This is a genomic window from Novosphingobium sp. TK46 (assembly GCF_055361525.1).
Genome location: NZ_CM143963.1, coordinates 1,985,185 through 2,003,690, shown reverse-complemented (window position 1 = coordinate 2,003,690; position 18,506 = coordinate 1,985,185). Strand labels below are relative to the sequence as shown.

General features: G+C 62.5%; 17 protein-coding genes. 3 read left to right on the top strand and 14 right to left on the bottom strand.

The features are described from left to right. Positions 1-23: 23 nt before the first annotated feature. The 9 genes from ACXJ1Z_RS09640 to ACXJ1Z_RS09600 all read right to left on the bottom strand — a co-directional run bounded on the left by ACXJ1Z_RS09640 (position 24) and on the right by ACXJ1Z_RS09600 (position 9,629). Positions 24-680, bottom strand: coding sequence for a TadE/TadG family type IV pilus assembly protein (locus ACXJ1Z_RS09640; protein ID WP_463776284.1), 657 nt, complete (start codon positions 678-680; stop codon positions 24-26). Next, positions 677-1,279 carry a TadE/TadG family type IV pilus assembly protein gene (locus tag ACXJ1Z_RS09635; protein WP_463781218.1) on the bottom strand — a complete coding sequence of 201 codons (603 nt, stop codon included), beginning with the start codon at positions 1,277-1,279 and terminating at the stop codon, positions 677-679. The genes ACXJ1Z_RS09640 and ACXJ1Z_RS09635 overlap by 4 nt, the downstream gene beginning before the upstream one ends. Positions 1,280-1,293: 14 nt before the next feature. Beyond that, positions 1,294-3,183, bottom strand: coding sequence for a pilus assembly protein TadG-related protein (locus ACXJ1Z_RS09630; protein WP_463781217.1), 1,890 nt, complete (start codon positions 3,181-3,183; stop codon positions 1,294-1,296). A gap of 551 nt (positions 3,184-3,734) precedes the next feature. Further along, positions 3,735-4,505, bottom strand: coding sequence for a CAF17-like 4Fe-4S cluster assembly/insertion protein YgfZ (ygfZ, locus tag ACXJ1Z_RS09625; protein WP_463776283.1), 771 nt, complete (start codon positions 4,503-4,505; stop codon positions 3,735-3,737). 65 nt (positions 4,506-4,570) lie between these two features. Continuing rightward, positions 4,571-4,717: a DUF2256 domain-containing protein gene (locus ACXJ1Z_RS09620; protein ID WP_463776281.1), complete on the bottom strand. Its 147-nt coding sequence runs from the start codon at positions 4,715-4,717 to the stop codon at positions 4,571-4,573. An 88-nt stretch (positions 4,718-4,805) separates the two neighbouring features. Then, on the bottom strand, positions 4,806-6,101 hold the full coding sequence (locus tag ACXJ1Z_RS09615) for a glycosyltransferase (protein WP_463781216.1): 1,296 nt from the start codon (positions 6,099-6,101) through the stop codon (positions 4,806-4,808). A gap of 108 nt (positions 6,102-6,209) precedes the next feature. Next, on the bottom strand, positions 6,210-7,280 hold the full coding sequence (locus tag ACXJ1Z_RS09610) for a tetratricopeptide repeat-containing glycosyltransferase family 2 protein (RefSeq protein WP_463776280.1): 1,071 nt from the start codon (positions 7,278-7,280) through the stop codon (positions 6,210-6,212). Positions 7,281-7,617: 337 nt separating this feature from the next. Then, positions 7,618-7,983, bottom strand: a complete 366-nt coding sequence (locus tag ACXJ1Z_RS09605; RefSeq protein WP_463776279.1) for a response regulator — start codon at positions 7,981-7,983, stop codon at positions 7,618-7,620. Positions 7,984-8,102: 119 nt separating this feature from the next. Continuing rightward, positions 8,103-9,629, bottom strand: a complete 1,527-nt coding sequence (locus tag ACXJ1Z_RS09600; RefSeq protein WP_463776277.1) for a L,D-transpeptidase family protein — start codon at positions 9,627-9,629, stop codon at positions 8,103-8,105. Positions 9,630-9,847: 218 nt separating this feature from the next. On the opposite strand from ACXJ1Z_RS09600, the gene ACXJ1Z_RS09595 reads away from it, so the two are divergent. The 3 genes from ACXJ1Z_RS09595 to ACXJ1Z_RS09585 all read left to right on the top strand — a co-directional run bounded on the left by ACXJ1Z_RS09595 (position 9,848) and on the right by ACXJ1Z_RS09585 (position 14,581). Then, complete coding sequence (locus tag ACXJ1Z_RS09595) at positions 9,848-10,762, top strand: DMT family transporter (protein WP_463776276.1); 915 nt, start codon at positions 9,848-9,850, stop codon at positions 10,760-10,762. A 179-nt stretch (positions 10,763-10,941) separates the two neighbouring features. Next, positions 10,942-13,614, top strand: coding sequence for an aconitate hydratase AcnA (gene acnA / locus ACXJ1Z_RS09590; protein ID WP_463776275.1), 2,673 nt, complete (start codon positions 10,942-10,944; stop codon positions 13,612-13,614). A gap of 241 nt (positions 13,615-13,855) precedes the next feature. After that, positions 13,856-14,581 carry a hypothetical protein gene (locus ACXJ1Z_RS09585; protein WP_463776274.1) on the top strand — a complete coding sequence of 242 codons (726 nt, stop codon included), beginning with the start codon at positions 13,856-13,858 and terminating at the stop codon, positions 14,579-14,581. A 410-nt stretch (positions 14,582-14,991) separates the two neighbouring features. On the opposite strand, the gene ruvB is transcribed toward ACXJ1Z_RS09585, so the two are convergent. The 5 genes from ruvB to ACXJ1Z_RS09560 form a co-directional block, all read right to left on the bottom strand. Continuing rightward, complete coding sequence (ruvB, locus tag ACXJ1Z_RS09580) at positions 14,992-16,035, bottom strand: Holliday junction branch migration DNA helicase RuvB (RefSeq protein WP_463776273.1); 1,044 nt, start codon at positions 16,033-16,035, stop codon at positions 14,992-14,994. A gap of 114 nt (positions 16,036-16,149) precedes the next feature. Then, complete coding sequence (gene ruvA / locus ACXJ1Z_RS09575; protein WP_463776271.1) at positions 16,150-16,749, bottom strand: Holliday junction branch migration protein RuvA; 600 nt, start codon at positions 16,747-16,749, stop codon at positions 16,150-16,152. Between the two features lie 59 nt (positions 16,750-16,808). Beyond that, the gene (locus ACXJ1Z_RS09570; protein ID WP_463776270.1) at positions 16,809-17,594 is read right to left on the bottom strand and encodes an SDR family NAD(P)-dependent oxidoreductase; all 786 of its coding nucleotides are present in this window, start codon (positions 17,592-17,594) and stop codon (positions 16,809-16,811) included. Between the two features lie 62 nt (positions 17,595-17,656). Then, positions 17,657-18,133, bottom strand: coding sequence for a crossover junction endodeoxyribonuclease RuvC (ruvC, locus tag ACXJ1Z_RS09565; RefSeq protein WP_463776269.1), 477 nt, complete (start codon positions 18,131-18,133; stop codon positions 17,657-17,659). Beyond that, on the bottom strand, positions 18,134-18,484 hold the full coding sequence (locus tag ACXJ1Z_RS09560; protein WP_463781215.1) for a DUF3147 family protein: 351 nt from the start codon (positions 18,482-18,484) through the stop codon (positions 18,134-18,136). Between the last annotated feature and the right edge of the window lie 22 nt (positions 18,485-18,506).

Genomic DNA, 18,506 nt, shown 5'->3' with positions numbered 1-18,506 from the left:
TCGAAACCCCAGGCATCGTCGCGCTACATGGAAGTTGTAGGCAGCCCATCCTTGGTCTCGCAATTGGTCTTCATCGGAAACGACGATTGCGGCTGTATCGCGAAGTCTGATCGCCGCGCGCGATAGCTTGCGCTTTGCGTGAAAGTCGACGGAAGCGTAAGCAAGTCATAGACACTGGCGATGAACAGCGGTTTATACGCGAACGTTACCTGGGCGTGGATGATTATCTCGTCTTTCGCCAAAGACCGCGCAGGATTGAAGGTCGGCGCGCTCTGCGTAGAATGACATCCAAGCAAGGGCTTGGCACTCAGCAAGCCGCCGTCGAACTGTTGATTGACGAACTTGTTGATGATGACGCCATTGCCGGCCACGTCCACGCCTTGCGCGATGGTGATGACGACCCGACCGTTGTTCACCATGTCGATCGGCTGCGCCGATACCTTCAAGGCGGAGAAAAGGTCATAAACCTGCGCCTCCGTCGCGGTGATACCTCCTTGCCCCTGTTGCCCCATCAAATCCGCCAACATCGACGCCAGTCTTTGCGCCTTGTTGATCTGGACAAGGCAATTGGCCATTTCCAGACCAGACATACAGAAACCGAGCACCAGCGGCATCGCCAAGGCAAACTCCAGAAACCCTACCGCGTTCCTGTCGCGAAATAACCGGCGCCAGAGGTTCACACGCCACCTGCGGTGATTTTCACGGGTTCATTGCGGGTTACCGCGGTGGTCTGCAGGGTCACCCCGTTCATTCCGAATGCCTCCAGGAAGGGGAAATAGGGCGCCGCCGGGAACGTCACCACGTAACTCACCACTTCCCCGGTCCCGCCATTCGTACGATCCTTGAATGACACCGAATCCCAGACGCCGTTGGCGTTCTTGTCGGTATAGGGCTCCCCCGGATAATCGGGAGCGGTGCTGCCGGGGCCATCGTATTTGCCGTTGCCGTTCATGTCGCGAAAGGGCTCGGGCGTGCTTGCGCTTGCAAAATCAGCATAGGATTTGATCTGGATGTCGATCGCCTGGTTGTCTTGCAGAGGGTAGTTGAGCATCATGTTCTGGATGCCGGCACGAATGATGACTTCGCGCTCTGCCGCGGTTTTTTCCTGCAACGCGGTCGTCGACCGTGCCGCCTCGAGCGTCGCGCCTTCGAGTGTCATCCAGACCGTATAGTAATGACCCAGTTCGATACCCCCGCAGATCAAAAGGATCAGCACCGGCGAGACCATGGCGAACTCCACGATCGTCGAGCCACGTGAAGCGCGCCTCAATCCGCGCATGAATGCTGCAACACTCATTTCGTCAGGTGCAGGTCGACAAGGTCGGCCGCGATGGCGGTAAACGCCTGGTTTAGCGCATCCGCACTCGTCGTCAGCCAATACCCGCCCGAACCGCAATTCTTGAGCATCGTCTGCGCCGTACCGGAAATGTCCGATCCCTTGTTTATCACGACCACGTAGATCGGCGGCGGGTCCGAACCGTCCGAGAGAACTTGTGAGTTGGCGATGCTGCACGCCTTGATGAACCGCCGGTCAACGGCACCGGTTATGTCGTTGCCGCTTACGAGTTGATGGTCGTCGGGCGTACCATAAGCAGTCCAGGTCTTGTCGCTCGCGCCCTTTGATACACCAAGCGCCGTTTCACCGTCGGTCATGAATACCAAAGCGCGCTTTGGAGTGGACGTACCTTCGGGCTTTGTGCGCTTGAATACGTCGAAGCGCGAAAGCATCCGGTAGCCCCAGATGAATCCGATGTGATGCATCGTTCCGTTAGCCGGAGTAACGCCCCAGACCTTGTTATCGACGAAGCTGTCGTAAGACGCCTTGTCCCGCCCGTACTTCATGCCAAGCCCCGCTTCGGGACATTGCCAATTGGGTGACGGATACTGGGTAGTGGCCGAACCGACCTTCCATAAAGCAGGGGCGTGCCACTGGGCCGGGGATGTTTCGATTATACGCTCTTCGTGGACCTTGTAAGACGTATCGCCGACGTTGGTGAATGAGTTGTATTTTGCCGGATCCCAGTATCCATCGGATTGGGTCGTTATCACATCATCATCTGCCGGGGTGGAGGGATCGTTCAATTCGATGAACAGGCGATAGAACCACCGCTTGTAAAGATCGCTATTCGCAAAGGATTTAAAGCTCGGATCGGTCGTAGCAGGATATAGATTGTCGGATGTGAAACTGCTCGTACCTGATCCACTTGGCGCAATATAGGGATCGACTACTTGATAGTATTTCGTCGACTGGGTCTTTTTGGAAGCGCCCCCATCCTTGGGGATATAGGCCGGCGGATACAGGAAAGGGCGAATCTGGTTCATCACCTTGGTCTGGCTCCCCCGCTTGATGAGGTCGCCGGGGAGATCATTATAGAGATCGAACGCGTTCGCATCCGCCTTGCTGACTGCGGCACCCATGTCCCGAACGGTATCGTCGTTCGCGACGCATCCCTTCCAGCCGTACGGGTCACCCATGGTCCAGTTCTTGTCCGTAAAGCCCGGCATGACCTGGATCTGTACACCTGCGTCTTTGAGGATATCACCGATATTGGTGGTGATCGTATAGTTGATGATACCGACCGCCAGATCCGCGCGATTGTTCGATCCCTGGAACAAGACGTTCAGGAAGCTATGCATCGCGGTCTTGAGCGCGGAAATCTTCGATCCGCCATCCACGACGGAATTCATCGATCCGGTGTTGTCGAGGACGACCATCACCTCCAACGGGCGCGGCTGGAGCTCCGCGCTGGCCGTCGCAACGATCGGTTGTGGCGCTACGCCGAAGATGGACATGAAATAAAGCGGCAGCGACGCCTTGCCGGTGACGGTCGTCCTGTTGACGCCCTTCACGACCACGAATTCCGGCGCGAGAAGACTTGTCGTTCCGTCTACCGGGGTGACATCGGCAGGCGTGGTCGACCCCATGTAGTTGTTCGGGAAGTTATCCTGAAAGTAGTTCTTTACTTGGGTATCACGGTTTTCGGGAACGCCCGCTGTGCGATTGCCGAAGGAACGGGCGCCAGCCAATGCCGCTGCATCGACGGCGGTCTGTAGCTTGGATTTGACGTTATAGATGCGGCCGATATCGACGCCCGCGCCGATTGAAGCGATCATCACAAGCAATCCCACGCACATGAGCGGAAGAACCGCTCCAGACCTGTCAGCGTGGACGCGGCGCAACATGGCCGGGGTGGAGACGTACCGCTTCAGCATACCTGACTAACTCTGATGAATCGCCAGACATGTTCCACATTAAGGTTAACGGGCCGTTTCGAGGCGCGACAATCACTCGTCTGACCAAGATGAAGGCTTTGCAAAACCCGATGATCAGGACTGCCATGTGGTAGCTTATGCCAATATCTTCCAAGTCTTAACTTGGATACGGACTATTGTTATTTCAAAGCCTGAGCTATCAGGATGATAGCCTCAACGCTGTAAGCAGTAAGATTGACGTCATCGCGATCCTATCCACACAGATCCACATCGCTACCTATTATCATCAGAATATACAAACCGCGTAGTTGTACCTAACTAAACCACCACCTTAAGAAGTATTACGTAAGGGCAGGCGCTAGTGCGCGTTTAATATCGTGTTTATGACGATGGGTGACGTACGCCCATAAACAAGCCTATCACGTCGGGATTTGGGAAGCGGTGTGCAAGAGGCATCAGGGCCAGCGCGTGATATCGGTGATTCGCTTGGGTGAGACCGCAAGCCTGTCTCGGTACCCCGATCATTCTGTGCCGGGGGCTACTCCGTCCGCCAGGCTCGGTTCCAACCAGAACGGCGCGAGGTCAGCACTGATATCTTCCACACGCAAGTGATCGATCGCAACACCCAGATCGGGGTAAGCGACACGCTGCCGCTTGGGATTTGATCGTGCTTGCGGGACCACGATCAGGCGGCGATTGACCTTCTGGCGCCAATTCATGCGTGCGGTATTTTCCTGCCCGATGTAGCAGCCTTTAGTGAAGCTGACGCCGTTCAGCTCTACCGCATTGCATTCCAGCCACAGCGTCGCATCGGTGCCCAACTCCGCTGCGCCCTCGGCGACGCCAAGAGAAAGGCGGTGTGCCCGCCACGTGTCGTCAGCACTTTCGGCGGCCACTTGGTCATCCGTCGCCGGGCCGAGCCAACGCCTACCCAGGTCTTGCAGTCTGGGATCGGCGGCGCCCTCACCTTCGGCAAGCGAGCTCCAATGCACGGTCACCTGCGGATCGATGGCGATGTCGATGGCGCGGCGCAGGCGGTAGAGCGACAGGCGCTTGGCCAGCGCCGCGGCGGCATCGACCTCGCAGTCGATCAACAGGTCATCGTCCGACTGCCAGACGATGAAGTCGAAAAGCACCTTGCCCTGGGGGCTTAGCAGCGCCGCCCAGACCGGCAATGAGCCTTTGACGTCGGATGTCACCAGACCCTGCAGGAACGTGGCCACATCCTCTCCCGATCCGCTCCGGGCAGACAAGCGGACGATCGAACGGCGGGCAAGACGTGTTGGGTTCATAGGCCGCAAGGTGGGGCCAGCGTCGCGACAATGCAATTGCGAGGCGGCATTGCGCCTGACGGTGATTATCTCGCCGCGGTCTTTGCCGCGCGGCAGCGATCGGAACAGAATTTGACATTGTCCCAATCGCGCTCCCACTTCTTGCGCCAGCTGAACGGTCGCTCGCAGGCGAGGCAGATCTTCGTCGGCAGGTTCAACTTTTTGTGGGCCACCGCATGGTAACGCACGACGAGGACGGAAGTCGCGTGGGCTGCAGGCTCATGCCCCTGCGGATACCCAACCCTTCGGCGGCGCTCTGGATCAGCGGTGTGTAGCCGGCTTCGCAAGCTGGGCCAGCAGCGATATGTTGTTGAAGAACCAGGTCTTTTCCAGATGCCAATCGGTGTATTTCGATAGTGTGTTCGCCAAGGTGTAGGGCGTGTACCAGCAATTATGATCGGGATGGACGACTTCGACGAACGTCTCGCTACCGGCAAGGTAATCGAAATGCCGCCTGTGGCATTGATATGCGTCGGGAACGCTGATCAGGATCGTGTCGGCTTTCAACTTGCTCAGTGCCGCAAGAAATTCCGATACGTTGGCGACGTGTTCCATCACCTCGGGCACCAGTACGATGTCGTATTCACCGATGATGTCCTCGAACCGCGAGAACAGTTCGCCGCTGGTATGGGGTGCGAGCGCAGCAAGCGCCTCTTCCTGTATATCGAACCCGTCCAGCTTCTGGCACACCGCTTCCAGGGCGAGATGAAGGGACGTTTCGGGCGATGTGATCGGCCAGTCTGCACAGCCAACGTGGATCACGCGCTTGCCTGCACAAAAGGCCCGCAAGACATCGGTCCTGTTCTGGCCGACAAGTTCGCTGCTCACTTCCACCTTCTGCACGAAATACGGATCGTGTTGCGCCTCGAGTGCAGAGGATTGTTCCGCAACAGGTTGGCGTTCAGGCTCGATGTTCCGGGATGACTCCTGCGAGTTCAGTTCCTGAAGATGGATGTGGTCGTACAATTCGAGCGTGCTGCCCCATAGCTGATGAGCATAGATCCGTCCCGGTCCGTCATAAGAGACGCCGGAGAAATGCTGCGGAATGAAGTAGTGGCTGGGATATATCCGAAGTCCATGATAGCGGTTATTACGGTAGGCGTCGGTAAGCCTTTGCGGGCCGACAGTCTCCCAGGCCATCCTGTCGACAACCGATTCTTCGTTGTGAATGTCGAGGATGATCTGTCCAACAAAGGGATTATTCGGGACAGAAGCGAAATACCCTGCTGCCAGCAAGCCGGGGCGTGCGATTTCGCTCTCCCAGCAGGTGAATGCGTCGCAGTCTAGCAGATCATCGTCCAACGAACGCGTGCAAATACTGTCGGCATCGGCAACGAACCCGCCGTGTTCGTAGACGATCTCCCATCGCATCATGTCGGCGACGCCGTTAAGCTCACGCTCGGACATCTGCGCCATGTGGTTGCCATTGATCCAGCCACGATTGCTAAGATCATCATTACCCCAGACGACGATTTCCCAAGTCGGGTTCCGTATACGCCAGGAATCTATGCAGTTATCGGGTCGCTTGTTCTCATCGCCTACCCAGATAAAGTGCATCTTCTTCGGTATCATGACGAAGCCTTCTGAATTGACCTGTGTTTTTTACATCTGGGCTCTGGCTGTGACCCGGATTGCCCCGGGCTCATCCCGTCAGTGATCGGGACATCACGCCGCGGCCGCCATCCCGCGCATCGCCGAAGCGGCCTGCCGGAAGTGAGCCGCGCGCTCGGTGTCCCCGAGCTTTGCATAGAGGTTGGCAAGGTTGGCGGCAGGCCGAAAGCTGCCGGATCCTTCGACGGATCCGTCGAGATCGGGATTCTCGCCGATCTGAAGGCATTTCAGCCAGGCACATTCGACCACGGGCAACAGGTCCGTGGCCAGATCCACATTGCGGCTGATCCATTCCAGGTAAACCTCCGCCACGGCAAAATAGAAATCGGGCGAGTTGTCCCAGTTATCCTGTTCGGCATCGATAAGTCGAAGCGCGTCGTCGAACCGCTCACACCACCTCAGCGCCAGCAGAAGGTAGATGATGATCGAATGTCTCGTGGCGTCTTCGGCGCTGGATTTCTCGCGGGCAACGATCAGGCAATCGGCAGCCGCCGCATTTTCGCCCATGGTCAGGTATTGGCGGCCAAGCTGATACAAGAGGTAAGGATCGTCAGGCCGAACATCGATTTCCCGTCGCAGAAGGCTGACGTTGCGACCTTCCTTCCTTTTGAGATGCTCGGCGCTGTAGCCGTCATGGAGCACGAGGACAGGCAGGCGAACCAGTGGCAGGCCCGTCACAGGCTGTTCGTGAACCCTACCCCGGTAACGCACGCCCCTGGGAAGTAACCGGGGAATGAAGCTGCGGCGCCGTGCCTCGGGCTCCCCTTCGTCCGCGATCTGGATGCACCCACAGAACTTGGCCGGACCGCCGCGCAGGGGCGGTATGGTCGCAGGACCCAGGGATGCCAGCCCGCCAACGAGCCATTCGTCGGCATCCAGCATCAGGTTCCAGTCGGCGCGCGAATGCTCCAGTGCGGCATTGCGGGCAGCGGCAAAGTCATCGCACCAGTCGAAGTGGTGAACCTCCGCGCCATAGCGCCGAGCAATCTCGATGGTCCCGTCGGCGGAGCCTGTATCCAGGATGACGATCTGGTCGACCGCCTCATGCAGACTATTCAGGCAGCGGGCAAGGCTGCGCTCTTCATCGCGAACGATCATAACCAGGGCCAGACGGATCGCAGCCATGACGCTCCTTACGCGTGAATACGCACAGTCGATGATCTCGAAGGCTGCAGTTAACCCTGATCTTCCATGAGCATTATAGACCGCGATACGGCCAGACGGAGAAAACGACATGATCCGGCGATTTATGGCATCGTCGAGATTGCTGTCCTAAGTCGCTCCAAAGCAGCAGCGCACCTGCGCCTCTTTCGCTTTGTTCGAAGGATTGGCGGCTGCCGCGGTCACGTCGGATCACCCCAATGAGGGCTCGTAACAACGGCGAGCAGCCACAACAGCGTCGCGCGCGGTGCCCCCTAGTAGGCCATCGCTCGGCTCGACGGCTTGCAGGCCTGCCGCGCTATCAGTCGAGGAGCGACGTCACTTCATTCTGTAGCGCATTGAGGCCATAGGGTTTGGCGATAAAGTGGCCAGCATCGGGGATCTGGGCCGAGCGGGGGAAAGTATCCCCCGACGTGATCAGGATCTTGATCGCCGGCCAGCGGTCATGCACCAACTGGGCGAGGGCCAGCCCATCCATGCTTCCCGGCATGCGTATGTCGGTGAAAAGGACATGCACCTCACCGACATGTTCAAGGATGCGCATCGCCTCATCGGCATTGGCGGCCTCGATGACCTCATAGCCGGCTTCCTCAAGCGCATCGGTGCCGATCGCCCGGATCATGGGTTCATCCTCGACCAGCAGTACCTTCGCCTTGAGATCTACCATACCAATTTCATCACATCGTTTCGGACGCAACGATCGGTTTGGTCCGACCGTTCCCCCGATATGAGAAATCGTTGATATTCCTGCAGGTTAACGAAACACTGCAGGAATATGCCGGCGGATTATAGCGGGTTGTCGAGCTGCACGATCGGTTCTTCGCTGGCCCGTTGCGTCGTCTTGGTCTCACGCGGCGAAGCGAAGCTGGCGAGGACCGGCGTGTCCCTGCCATAGATGTCGGCGAACTTCTTCAGCTGCCCGTCGATGGCGCGCGCCATGGTCATATAGGTGATATAAACCGGGAAGGTCCGGGTCATCGGCACCTTGGTATAGATCCCTGCCCGGCTGAGGTCCGCCGCCTGATCGGCAGGCATCTGCGCGCCCAGGATCGCCATCGTCATGCCGAGTTCGACGGCACGTTCGGTACGGATGCAGCCATGGCTGAAGGCGCGCACTTCGGAGTTGAAATAGCTCTTGGAGGGCGTGTCGTGCAGATAGATCGCGTGCGGGTTGGGCATGTCGATCTTCATCAGGCCAAGCGCGTTGCTCGGCCCCGGCTGCTGCACCACGGTGATCGTGCCATCGGCCGAGCGCGTTCCCTTGTAGCCGCTGGCCTTGGCCCAGCCGGGGCTGCCCATGACCTTGGCGCCAAGCCCCTCGCCCTTGACGATCGACTGCGGCACCGTCCAGGTCGGGTTGAACACGACCGCGCTGACCGTTTCGGCCAGTTGCGGCGTCGCCGTCCGGCCCGGCTTGCCGACGACGGTCTTGTACGTGCGTACGATCCTGTTCTTGACCGTCAGACGCAGCTGAAACTCCGGCACGTTGGTGATCAGGTAAACGTCACCCAGGTCATGCTTGAGCCACCGCCAGCGATCCATATTGACGCGGATGAGCGACTTCTTGCTCGATTGCGCCTCGGGCGTATCGGCCAGTGCCTGCTTGAGCGCGGCATAGTCCGGGTGGGTAGGCGCAAGTTGACCGACCACGGCTGCAATATCGTGCGCGCTCAACGCCTGTGCCATGATCTGCGCCGTCGGCATCTGATCCTGATCCGGATCGACCGCGAACCATTGCACACGTGCGGTCATCGGCGTGCGACCGTCGCGCAGATCCTCGACCAGCCAGGAGAACGAACGGCTTGCCACCTGGTCCAGCGCATCCCCGGCTCCGGCGCTGATCGCCGCCTTGAGTGCCTCGGGCTGATAGTCCTTGGCGAACAGACCTTCCGTCTTGATCCCCTGGATCGTCGTCAGAAGCGCCTGCGCATCCTCGATCGACCATGGCATGACCGTCTCGATGATCTGAACCGGCTGCACCACCGGCTGCGCCGTGGACGAAGGATCGGCATCCTCGACCGCCGGAGGCAGGCCCTGCACCGATGCGGGCGGCGTCGGCGCCGAAGTGCCGGCATTCGTCGAAACCGGATTGGCAGTGCGACCGGTGGCGGCCGGCCGCCTGATCGCATCGGTCGTCGTCGAATCCCAGTCGCCTGCCGGAGCTTGCGGCTTGATCTTGGGCGCGTTCTTGCTCATCGCGCCGGCACGGGCGGGATCGCTGGCCTGCGCCAGCACGGGCTGTACGGCCGTCGTGGCGAGGATCACGCCCGCCATGGTGAAAGCCCCGATACCGGTTCGCGTCCGCTGATTCATACGTGTAAGAACTCGCTCCACACCGTTTCGCTGCGCCGGAAACTGCGAACGAACGGGAAAAAGACGGACGCCTGTCCGCTGCTGGTGACGATGATAGCTCGTCGCCGCACCGCAATTCAAGCTTTCGTCCTGACTTAATGGTGAACGGTCGGTGATCGTGCGTGGCGGTGCTACGAACGCTTGCGCCGGGCAGGTCGGCGGGCGACAGCCGATCGACCATGCCAACCCCGCCCAACCATACACCGCCACCGCCGTCACGCGCCGCCGCCATCGTCGCGGTGACTGTCGGCATCGCGCTGTTCAGCCTGATGGACGCCGCGATCAAAGGCGCGGCGATGATCGTCGGGGTATATACCGCGCTGCTGCTGCGCAACGCGCTGGGATCGCTGATGATCGCCCCGGTCTGGCTGGCCGGCGCCCGCCGATGGCCGTCGCGCCAGGTTCTGGGCCTGCACGCGCTGCGATCGGTGGTGAATGCCGGCATGGCGCTGCTGTTCTTCATCGCGCTGGTCCGCCTGCCGATGGCGGAGGCGATGGCGCTTTCGTTCATCGCGCCGCTGATCGCGCTTTATCTGGCAGCTGTCCTGCTCGGCGAGACCATCCGCCGCCAGGCCATCGCCGCCTCGCTGCTGGGCCTTGGGGGCGTAGCGGTGATCGTCGCCGATCGACTTGGCGATGGAAGCGCCACGCAAGACGCGCTGGTCGGGGTGATCGCGGTCCTTGCCTCGGCCGTGCTCTACGCGATGAACCTGGTGTTGCAGCGCAAGCTCGCGCTGCTGGCGGGGCCGATCGAGATCGCGCTGTTCCAGAACACCATCGTGTTCGCGCTGCTCGCGCTTTTCGCGCCATGGTTCGCAGTGGCACCGTCCTTCACGGCACTGGTCGGCGGCAGCCTGGGCGCGTTGCTTGGCACCAGCGCCCTGGCGTTGCTCGCATGGGGCTATGCCCGGGCCGAAGCGCAAGTGCTGGTCCCGATCGAATACAGCGCCTTCCTGTGGGCCGCACTCGTGGGCTGGGTCTGGTTCGCCGAGCCACTTGGCGCCGCGACGCTGGCGGGAACCGTGCTGATCGTGCTGGGCTGCTGGATCGGCACCCGCGGCGAGGGCGCGCAAACCGAGCAGACCGCGATCTGACGCCGGTATCGCCATGCGCAAACCCGCGCGGCCCTTGACCTTCGGGCCTTGAACGCGCATCGGCGGGGCCGACGAATCCGCTTGTCGCAATGCAGCATGTCCCGACGTGGACGGCTCGGGCGATACGCGCAACCTTTGGCCCAAACGCTGGCCCAAACCTTTGAAGGGGAAACACCCACATGACCCAGGTCGGACAGGACACTCTCGGCACGCGCAGCACCATGACGGTGGGCGACAAGGACATCGCCTACTACTCGCTGAAGAAGGCGTCCGAGAAGCTCGGCGACATCAGCCGCCTGCCCTTCTCGATGAAGGTCCTGCTGGAGAACCTGCTCCGCTTCGAGGACGGCGGGTTCACCGTTTCCACCGACCACATCCAGGCGCTCGTCGACTGGCAGGCCAATCCCGCCACCGGCGCCGAGATCCAGTATCGCCCCGCCCGCGTGCTGCTGCAGGATTTCACCGGCGTGCCTTGCGTGGTCGACCTGGCCGCCATGCGCGACGCGATCCGCACCCTGGGTGGCGACACCTCCAAGATCAACCCGCTGGTCCCCGTCAACCTCGTCATCGACCACTCGGTCATGGTCGACGAGTTCGGTCACCCGCGCGCCGCCGAAGAGAACGTCGAGATCGAGTACCAGCGCAACATGGAGCGCTACGACTTCCTCAAGTGGGGCTCCAAGTCGCTCGACAACTTCTCCGCCGTGCCCCCAGGCACCGGCATCTGCCACCAGGTGAACCTGGAATACATCGCCCAGTCGGTGTGGACCTCGAACGACCAGGACGGCAATCTCGTCGCCTATCCCGACACCTGCGTCGGCACCGACAGCCACACCACCATGGTCAATGGCCTGGGCGTGCTGGGCTGGGGCGTCGGCGGGATCGAGGCCGAGGCCGCGATGCTCGGCCAGCCCGTCTCGATGCTCATCCCCGAAGTCGTCGGCTTCAAGTTCGTCGGCGAACTGAAGGAAGGTGTCACCGCCACCGATCTCGTGCTCACCTGCACCTCGATGCTGCGCAAGCACGGTGTCGTCGGCCGCTTCGTCGAATACTACGGCCCCGGCCTCGCCTCGCTCAGCCTCGCCGACCGCGCGACGCTGGCCAACATGGCGCCCGAATACGGCGCGACCTGCGGCTTCTTCGGTATCGACGACAAGACCCTGGACTACCTGCGCCTCACCGGCCGCGCGGAAGATCAGATCGCGCTGGTCGAAGCCTATGCCCGCGAGCAGGGCTTCTGGATCGAACCCGGCGCCGTCGATCCGGTGTTCTCCAGCACGCTGGAACTCGACATCTCCACCGTCGTCCCTTCGCTCGCCGGTCCCAAGCGCCCGCAGGACTGGGTCTCGCTGCCCGACGTCGATGAAGTCTTCAACGGCGACATGGAGAAGATCTACAAGAAGACCGCCACCCGCGTTCCGGTCGAGGGCAAGAGCTTCGACATCGGCGACGGCGACGTGGTGATCGCCGCGATCACCAGCTGTACCAACACCTCCAACCCCTCGGTGCTGATCGCCGCCGGCCTGCTCGCCAAGAAGGCGGACGAGTTCGGCCTCAAGCCCAAGCCCTGGGTCAAGACCTCGCTGGCTCCCGGCTCGCAGGTGGTCACCGACTACCTCAACAAGGCCGGACTGCAGCAGCACCTCGACAACATCGGCTTCAACCTGGTCGGCTACGGCTGCACCACCTGCATCGGCAACTCCGGCCCGCTGGCCGAGCCGATCAGCAAGGCGATCAACGAGAACGGCCTGGTCGCCAGCGCCGTGATCTCGGGCAACCGCAACTTCGAGGGCCGCGTGTCTCCGGACGTGCGCGCGAACTTCCTGGCCTCGCCGCCACTGGTCGTAGCCTACGCGCTCAAGGGCACCGTGGTTGAGGACTTCGTCACCACCCCGATCGGCACCAGCAAGGATGGCCAGGACGTCTATCTCAAGGACATCTGGCCCACCAACCTCGAGATCGCCGAAACCATGGCGACCTGCATGGACCGCGCGATGTTCCAGGCGCGCTATGCCGACGTCTATCGCGGCGACACGCACTGGCAGTCGATCAGCGTCACCGGTTCGGACACCTACTCATGGCGCGCGGGATCGACCTACGTCGCCAACCCGCCCTACTTCGAGGGCATGGAGATGACCCCGGCGCCGGTGAACGACATCATCGAGGCCAAGCCGCTGCTGATTCTGGGTGATTCGATCACCACCGACCACATCAGCCCGGCCGGTTCGATCAAGGCCGACAGCCCCGCCGGCCAGTGGCTGATGGAGCACCAGGTCGCCAAGGCGGACTTCAACTCCTACGGCGCGCGCCGTGGCCACCATGACGTGATGATGCGCGGCACCTTCGCCAACATCCGCATCAAGAACGAGATGGTCCCCGGCATCGAAGGCGGCATGAGCCGCTACGGCGCCGAGGTCGGTGCGGTCTATGACGTCGCGATGAAGTACAAGGCGCAAGGCACGCCGATGATCGTCATCGCCGGCAAGGAATACGGCACTGGCTCATCGCGCGACTGGGCGGCCAAGGGCACGAACCTGCTGGGCGTGCGCGTGGTCATCGTCGAGAGCTTCGAGCGCATCCACCGCTCGAACCTGGTCGGCATGGGCGTGCTGCCGTTGCAGTTCAAGGCAGGCGACGATCGCCAGAAGCTGGGCCTGACCGGCGACGATAGCTTCACCATCCGCGGCGTCGCGGACCTCAAGCCCAGCCAGGACGTGGAAGTCGAAGTCACCCGCAAGGACGGCTCGACCTTTACCTTCACCGCGCTGTGCCGCATCGATACCGCCAACGAGGTCGAGTACTTCATGAACGGCGGCATCCTGCACTACGTGCTGCGCAAGCTCGCCGCCTGATCCCAGGCGCGACGTTCGATTAAAAGGCCCCGTCCTGCGATATGCAGGGCGGGGCTTTGTTTTGCCCCCATTCCGGGCGCGGCCATTTCAGCGTCTGACGGGCCGGGCGCCACCTCCCCTCCCCGGCGAGGTCGGCTCAGTGCACGAAAAAAGGGCGGCACCGTACGGCGCCGACCCTTCCCATCCCCATGCTTTTTCGCCGGGTATTCCTGGCGTTCAGGCTGCCTTTTTGGCCCACCTCTTGCGGCCGACCACCGCGGCCGCCGCCACGCCGAACAAGATCAGCATCGGCGGTGCCGGAACCGGCGTTGGCGGCTTGGGCGGTTTGGGCGGCTTTCCACCCGAGCTGCTGCTCGAGGTACTGCTCGAGGTGGAGCTCGATGAAGAGCTGGATGTCGAACTGGACGTCGACGACGAGGTTGACGAAGATGTCGAACTGCTGGTGGTCACGCCGCTCGTCGTGCTGACGCCGCTGGTGGTACTCACGCCGCTGGTCGTGCTGACACCACTGGTCGTACTCACGCCGCTCGTGGTGCTGACCCCGCTGGTGGTGCTGACGCCGCTAGTCGTGCTGGTGGTGCTGACCCCGCTGGTCGTCGAAACGCCGCCAGTGGTGGTCACGCCGCCGGTGGTCGTCACCCCGCCCGTGGTGCTCACACCCCCGGTCGTCGATACCCCGCCAGTAGTGCTAACACCGCCGGTCGTAGTGGACGTAATGGTCACGCTGCCACCACCGCCGCCGCCGCCGCCGCCGAAGAAGCCGCCGAAAAATCCGCCGCCGAAGCCACCCAGCGGACCACCGCCAACCACGACCGGCCCGCCACCACCGCCGCCCGAGGGCACTGCCGCGGGGACGTATGGACCGGGTAGCGGCATCGCCATCGCCACTTGCGGCTGCGTGCAGCAGGTGCGGCGGATGATCTTGCGTACCCGGCGGACGGTCTTGGGCCGCTCGGCCCGCGCGTAATGGCGTACCGGCTTGCTCGTGCGGACGACTTGCACGCGCTTGTCGCCCTTTGCCGAGCGATACTGGCCTTCCTTCGCAGGCGTTTCCGCCACGTGGACGGCGCCACCGCCGATCAAGGCGCACCCTGCCGCACAGGCGGAGAGTTTCGCAAGGGCCATCCGGACAGACATAAAGCGTGCTTTCTTCTCTAATCCCCAGACGGTTGCGGGAGTATCGGAAAAGCCTTCGCTTTTTTCCGCTTCCGCCACGACCGTCTGCCATAGAGAACGCAGAGAGTTATTAACGCGACAACGGCGTTAACCTTGATTCTCGGGTCCCGATGCGAGATTCCGCAGGCTGGCTTTGATACAACCGGTTACCTGTGCCGAAACGGGACTGCCGACAGGGCCAAGTGTAAACCATTCCGTCGCTTAGCCGTCGGCGTCGTCCGCGCCCGGACCGAACAGGCCGCCTTGCGTCCCGGGCGGTGGCGAAAGACCCATATGCCGCCAGGCCGCATCGTTCAGGCACCGCCCACGCGCGGTGCGCGCAACGAGGCCAAGCTGGATGAGGTATGGCTCGATGACCTCCTCGATCGTATCGCGCGGCTCGGACAGGCCGGCCGCGAGCGTCTCGACGCCGACCGGGCCGCCGCGATAGATGTCCGCGATCATGGTCAGATAGCGGCGATCCTGTGCGTCCAGGCCCAGCGAGTCGACTTCGAGGCGGGTCAGCGAATCATCCGCGACCTTGCGCGTGATCGTGGCGTCGCCGCCGACATGCGCGAAATCGCGTACGCGCCGCAGCAGCCGTCCAGCAACCCGCGGCGTGCCGCGCGCGCGCCGCGCGATCTCGGTGGCGCCGCCCTTGTCAATCCCGACGCCGAGCAGGCCGGCCCCGCGCGTCACAACATGCTCCAGCTCGGGCACGGTGTAGAAGTTGAGGCGCACGGGGATCCCGAAGCGATCGCGCAACGGCGTCTGCAACAGGCCCTGCCGGGTGGTCGCGCCGATCAGCGTGAATGGCGGCAAGTCGATCCGCACCGACCGCGCGGACGGGCCCTCGCCGATGATCAGATCGAGCGCACGGTCCTCCATCGCCGGATAGAGCACCTCCTCGACCACCGGATTGAGGCGATGGATCTCGTCGATGAACAGCACGTCGCCGTGTTCGAGATTGGTCAGCAGCGCGGCAAGATCCCCCGACTTGGCGATCACCGGGCCCGAAGTGGCGCGAAAGCCGACGCCGAGTTCGCGCGCGACGATCTGCGCCAGCGTCGTCTTGCCCAGACCCGGCGGCCCGAAGAACAGCACATGGTCCATCGCCTCGCGCCGCGACTTCGCCGATTCGATGAACACCCGCAGGTTGCCCTTGGCCGCCGCCTGACCGACGAATTCCTCCAACGTCTTGGGCCGCAAGGCCGCATCGACGTCCTCTGGCTGGCGCGTGGTGGTCAGGATCGGATTGTCAGTCATGGTGCTCGATATTGTCCGCGGTCGTCACGCGAAGATGGGACATCGACATGCGAGACCGCTGGCCGACGCCGGTGAGGCGAAGCTGTCCGCACTGGCAGATGGCCGCGCGCACGGTCATCCGGCCGCTTTGCGCAAGGCGATCCGAACCAGGTCGTTGAGCCCGGCATCTTCACCCAGTTCTTCCACCGCCTGCGCGACGGCCGCGCTGGCGACCTGCGGCTTGAAGCCGAGGTTCTGCAGCGCCGAAAGCGCATCGGCCGTTGCCGAACCCGCCGGCGCCGCGACTACCGCCAGCCCGCTCGCCGAGGGCAAGGCACCCGCCTTGTCCTTCAGTTCGTTGACGATGCGGCTGGCGAGCTTGGGGCCGACGCCGTTCGCCCGCGCGACCATCGCCGAATCGCCACCGGCGCAGGCACGCTGCAATTCGGCGGTGGTAAGCGCGGACAGGATCGCCAGCGCCACCTTGCTGCCCACGCCCTGCACCGCCGTGAGCAGCCGGAACCAGTCGCGCTCGCCGGCGGACGCGAAGCCGATCAGCCGCATGTCGTTTTCTGACACCTGCAGGTCGGTGAACACCACCGCCCGGTCGCCACGGATGCCGAGGGCCTGCAGCGTGCGCGCGGAGCAATGGACCAGGTAACCGACGCCCTGGACGTCGATTATGGCCCAGTCCGCGCCAAAATCCTCAAATGTGCCGGAGAGACGCGCGATCATGGTTTGTTCCTATGGCAGGGAACTTCACGCCGCGCCAGCCTCTACCGGCACCAAAGAGATCAGGCGATGGTCGGCACCATCCCACCTTCGACGCGCAGGGCCGCGCCGTTGGTGGCAGCACCCAGTGGGCTTGCCACATAGGCGACCATCGCGGCGACTTCATCAGCCTCGATCAGGCGCTGGATCAGCGACAGCGGGCGCATCTTCGTGAAGAACTCGGTCTCGCGATCGGCTTCCGATGCGTCCTTGTTGTCGACGGTCGAGCGGATGAACTCGACGATGCCTTCCGAGCGGGTCGGCCCGGGCAGGACCGAATTGACGGTTACCGACGTACCACGCGTCAGTTCCGCCAGCCCGCGCGAGATCGCCAGCTGCGCGCTCTTGGTCATGCCATAGTGGATCATCTCGCGCGGTGGCAGCACGCCGCTCTCGCTGGCGATGAAGATCACCCGTCCCCAGTCCGCCGCGATCATTTGCGCGAAATAGTGGCGGGCCAGCCGGGCGCCGCTGACCACGTTCACCTCGAACAGGTGGTGCCAGTCCTCGTCGGTGATCTCGGCAAATGGCTTGGCCTCGTAGATGCCCAGGTTGTTGACGAGGATGTCGGTGTGCGGAACCGCCGCGATCAGCGCCTGCGCACCCTCGGCCGTGGCGGGATCGGCCTGCACCGCCCGAACCTCGCCCAGCTTTGCGAGTTCGGCGCGCGCCGCCTCGAGCTTGTCGGCATTGCGGCCGCAGATGGTCACGATCGCACCTTCCCGGGCAAGGCGCCTGGCGATGGCGAGGCCGATACCAGCGGTGGAACCGGTTACGAGCGCGGTCTTGCCGCTGAGTTGAAGATCCATGTCTTACGCAATCCTTGAGGTTGGTTGCGCGTCGATATGGGAGGAGCGGTCGGTAATGCCAGCTAGCGGTGCGAACCAAGCATGTTGGCGTGGGTGATCGCCACCGCCAGCGCATCGGCCGCATCGGCGCCGGCCAGCTTCACGCCCGGTAGCAGCACCTTGAGCATCGCCTGCACTTGCGCCTTTTCCGCGCGTCCGGTGCCGACGATCGCCTTCTTGACCAGGCTCGTGGCGTATTCGGCCACGGGCATGCCGGTGCGCGCCAGCGACAACAGGCATACGCCGCGCGCCTGCCCCAGCTTGAGCGTCGATTGCGCATTGGTGTTGACGAACACCTCCTCGACCGCGCCGCCGTCGGGCCGGTGAGTCAGGATCACGTCGGTCAATTCACGATCCAGCGTGACCAGCCGCTCGGCGAGCGAGGTGGCGGCATCGGTCTTCACCTGACCGTTGGCGACATGGCTCAGCCGACTGCCCGATTTGGCGACGATGCCCCAGCCGGTGCAGGCAAGGCCGGGATCGAGACCGATGATAAGCACCTAGACCCGCAGGCCGAGGCGCGGACCGACGCTCATCATCAGCAGGTACAGCAGGATCGTCAGCAGGCATCCGGCGCCCAGCGCCACCCAGAACGATACACCGTGACGCAGCAGCACCGGCATCAGCAGGAACATCGGCAACGACGGCAGCACGTACCAGAACGTCGCTTCTGCATGGACGGCCATGTTCTCGGCATTCGGTCGGGACTGCCACAGCAAGATCATGCCCAGCACCGAGACCAGCGGCAGCGATGCGACCAGCGCCGCCACCGCCGGCAGGCGCTTGCCGATTTCGGCGATGGCGACGATCAGCGCCCCGGATAGAAGTGCCTTGCCGATCAAGCCGAGCATTGGCTGGCCCTGCATCGGCCAG

What these genes read in the sequence shown, in the direction of transcription:
- ruvA (WP_463776271.1), bottom strand. Translation starts at nt 16,749, where the DNA reads ATGATCGCGCGTCTCTCCGGCACATTTGAGGATTTTGGCGCGGACTGG.
- ACXJ1Z_RS09595 (WP_463776276.1), top strand. Translation starts at nt 9,848, where the DNA reads ATGCCAACCCCGCCCAACCATACACCGCCACCGCCGTCACGCGCCGCC.
- ACXJ1Z_RS09635 (WP_463781218.1), bottom strand. Translation starts at nt 1,279, where the DNA reads ATGCGCGGATTGAGGCGCGCTTCACGTGGCTCGACGATCGTGGAGTTC.
- ACXJ1Z_RS09605 (WP_463776279.1), bottom strand. Translation starts at nt 7,983, where the DNA reads ATGGTAGATCTCAAGGCGAAGGTACTGCTGGTCGAGGATGAACCCATG.
- ACXJ1Z_RS09600 (WP_463776277.1), bottom strand. Translation starts at nt 9,629, where the DNA reads ATGAATCAGCGGACGCGAACCGGTATCGGGGCTTTCACCATGGCGGGC.
- ruvB (WP_463776273.1), bottom strand. Translation starts at nt 16,035, where the DNA reads ATGACTGACAATCCGATCCTGACCACCACGCGCCAGCCAGAGGACGTC.
- acnA (WP_463776275.1), top strand. Translation starts at nt 10,942, where the DNA reads ATGACCCAGGTCGGACAGGACACTCTCGGCACGCGCAGCACCATGACG.
- ACXJ1Z_RS09570 (WP_463776270.1), bottom strand. Translation starts at nt 17,594, where the DNA reads ATGGATCTTCAACTCAGCGGCAAGACCGCGCTCGTAACCGGTTCCACC.
- ACXJ1Z_RS09615 (WP_463781216.1), bottom strand. Translation starts at nt 6,101, where the DNA reads ATGCACTTTATCTGGGTAGGCGATGAGAACAAGCGACCCGATAACTGC.
- ACXJ1Z_RS09610 (WP_463776280.1), bottom strand. Translation starts at nt 7,280, where the DNA reads ATGGCTGCGATCCGTCTGGCCCTGGTTATGATCGTTCGCGATGAAGAG.
- ACXJ1Z_RS09560 (WP_463781215.1), bottom strand. Translation starts at nt 18,484, where the DNA reads ATGCTCGGCTTGATCGGCAAGGCACTTCTATCCGGGGCGCTGATCGTC.
- ygfZ (WP_463776283.1), bottom strand. Translation starts at nt 4,505, where the DNA reads ATGAACCCAACACGTCTTGCCCGCCGTTCGATCGTCCGCTTGTCTGCC.
- ACXJ1Z_RS09630 (WP_463781217.1), bottom strand. Translation starts at nt 3,183, where the DNA reads ATGTTGCGCCGCGTCCACGCTGACAGGTCTGGAGCGGTTCTTCCGCTC.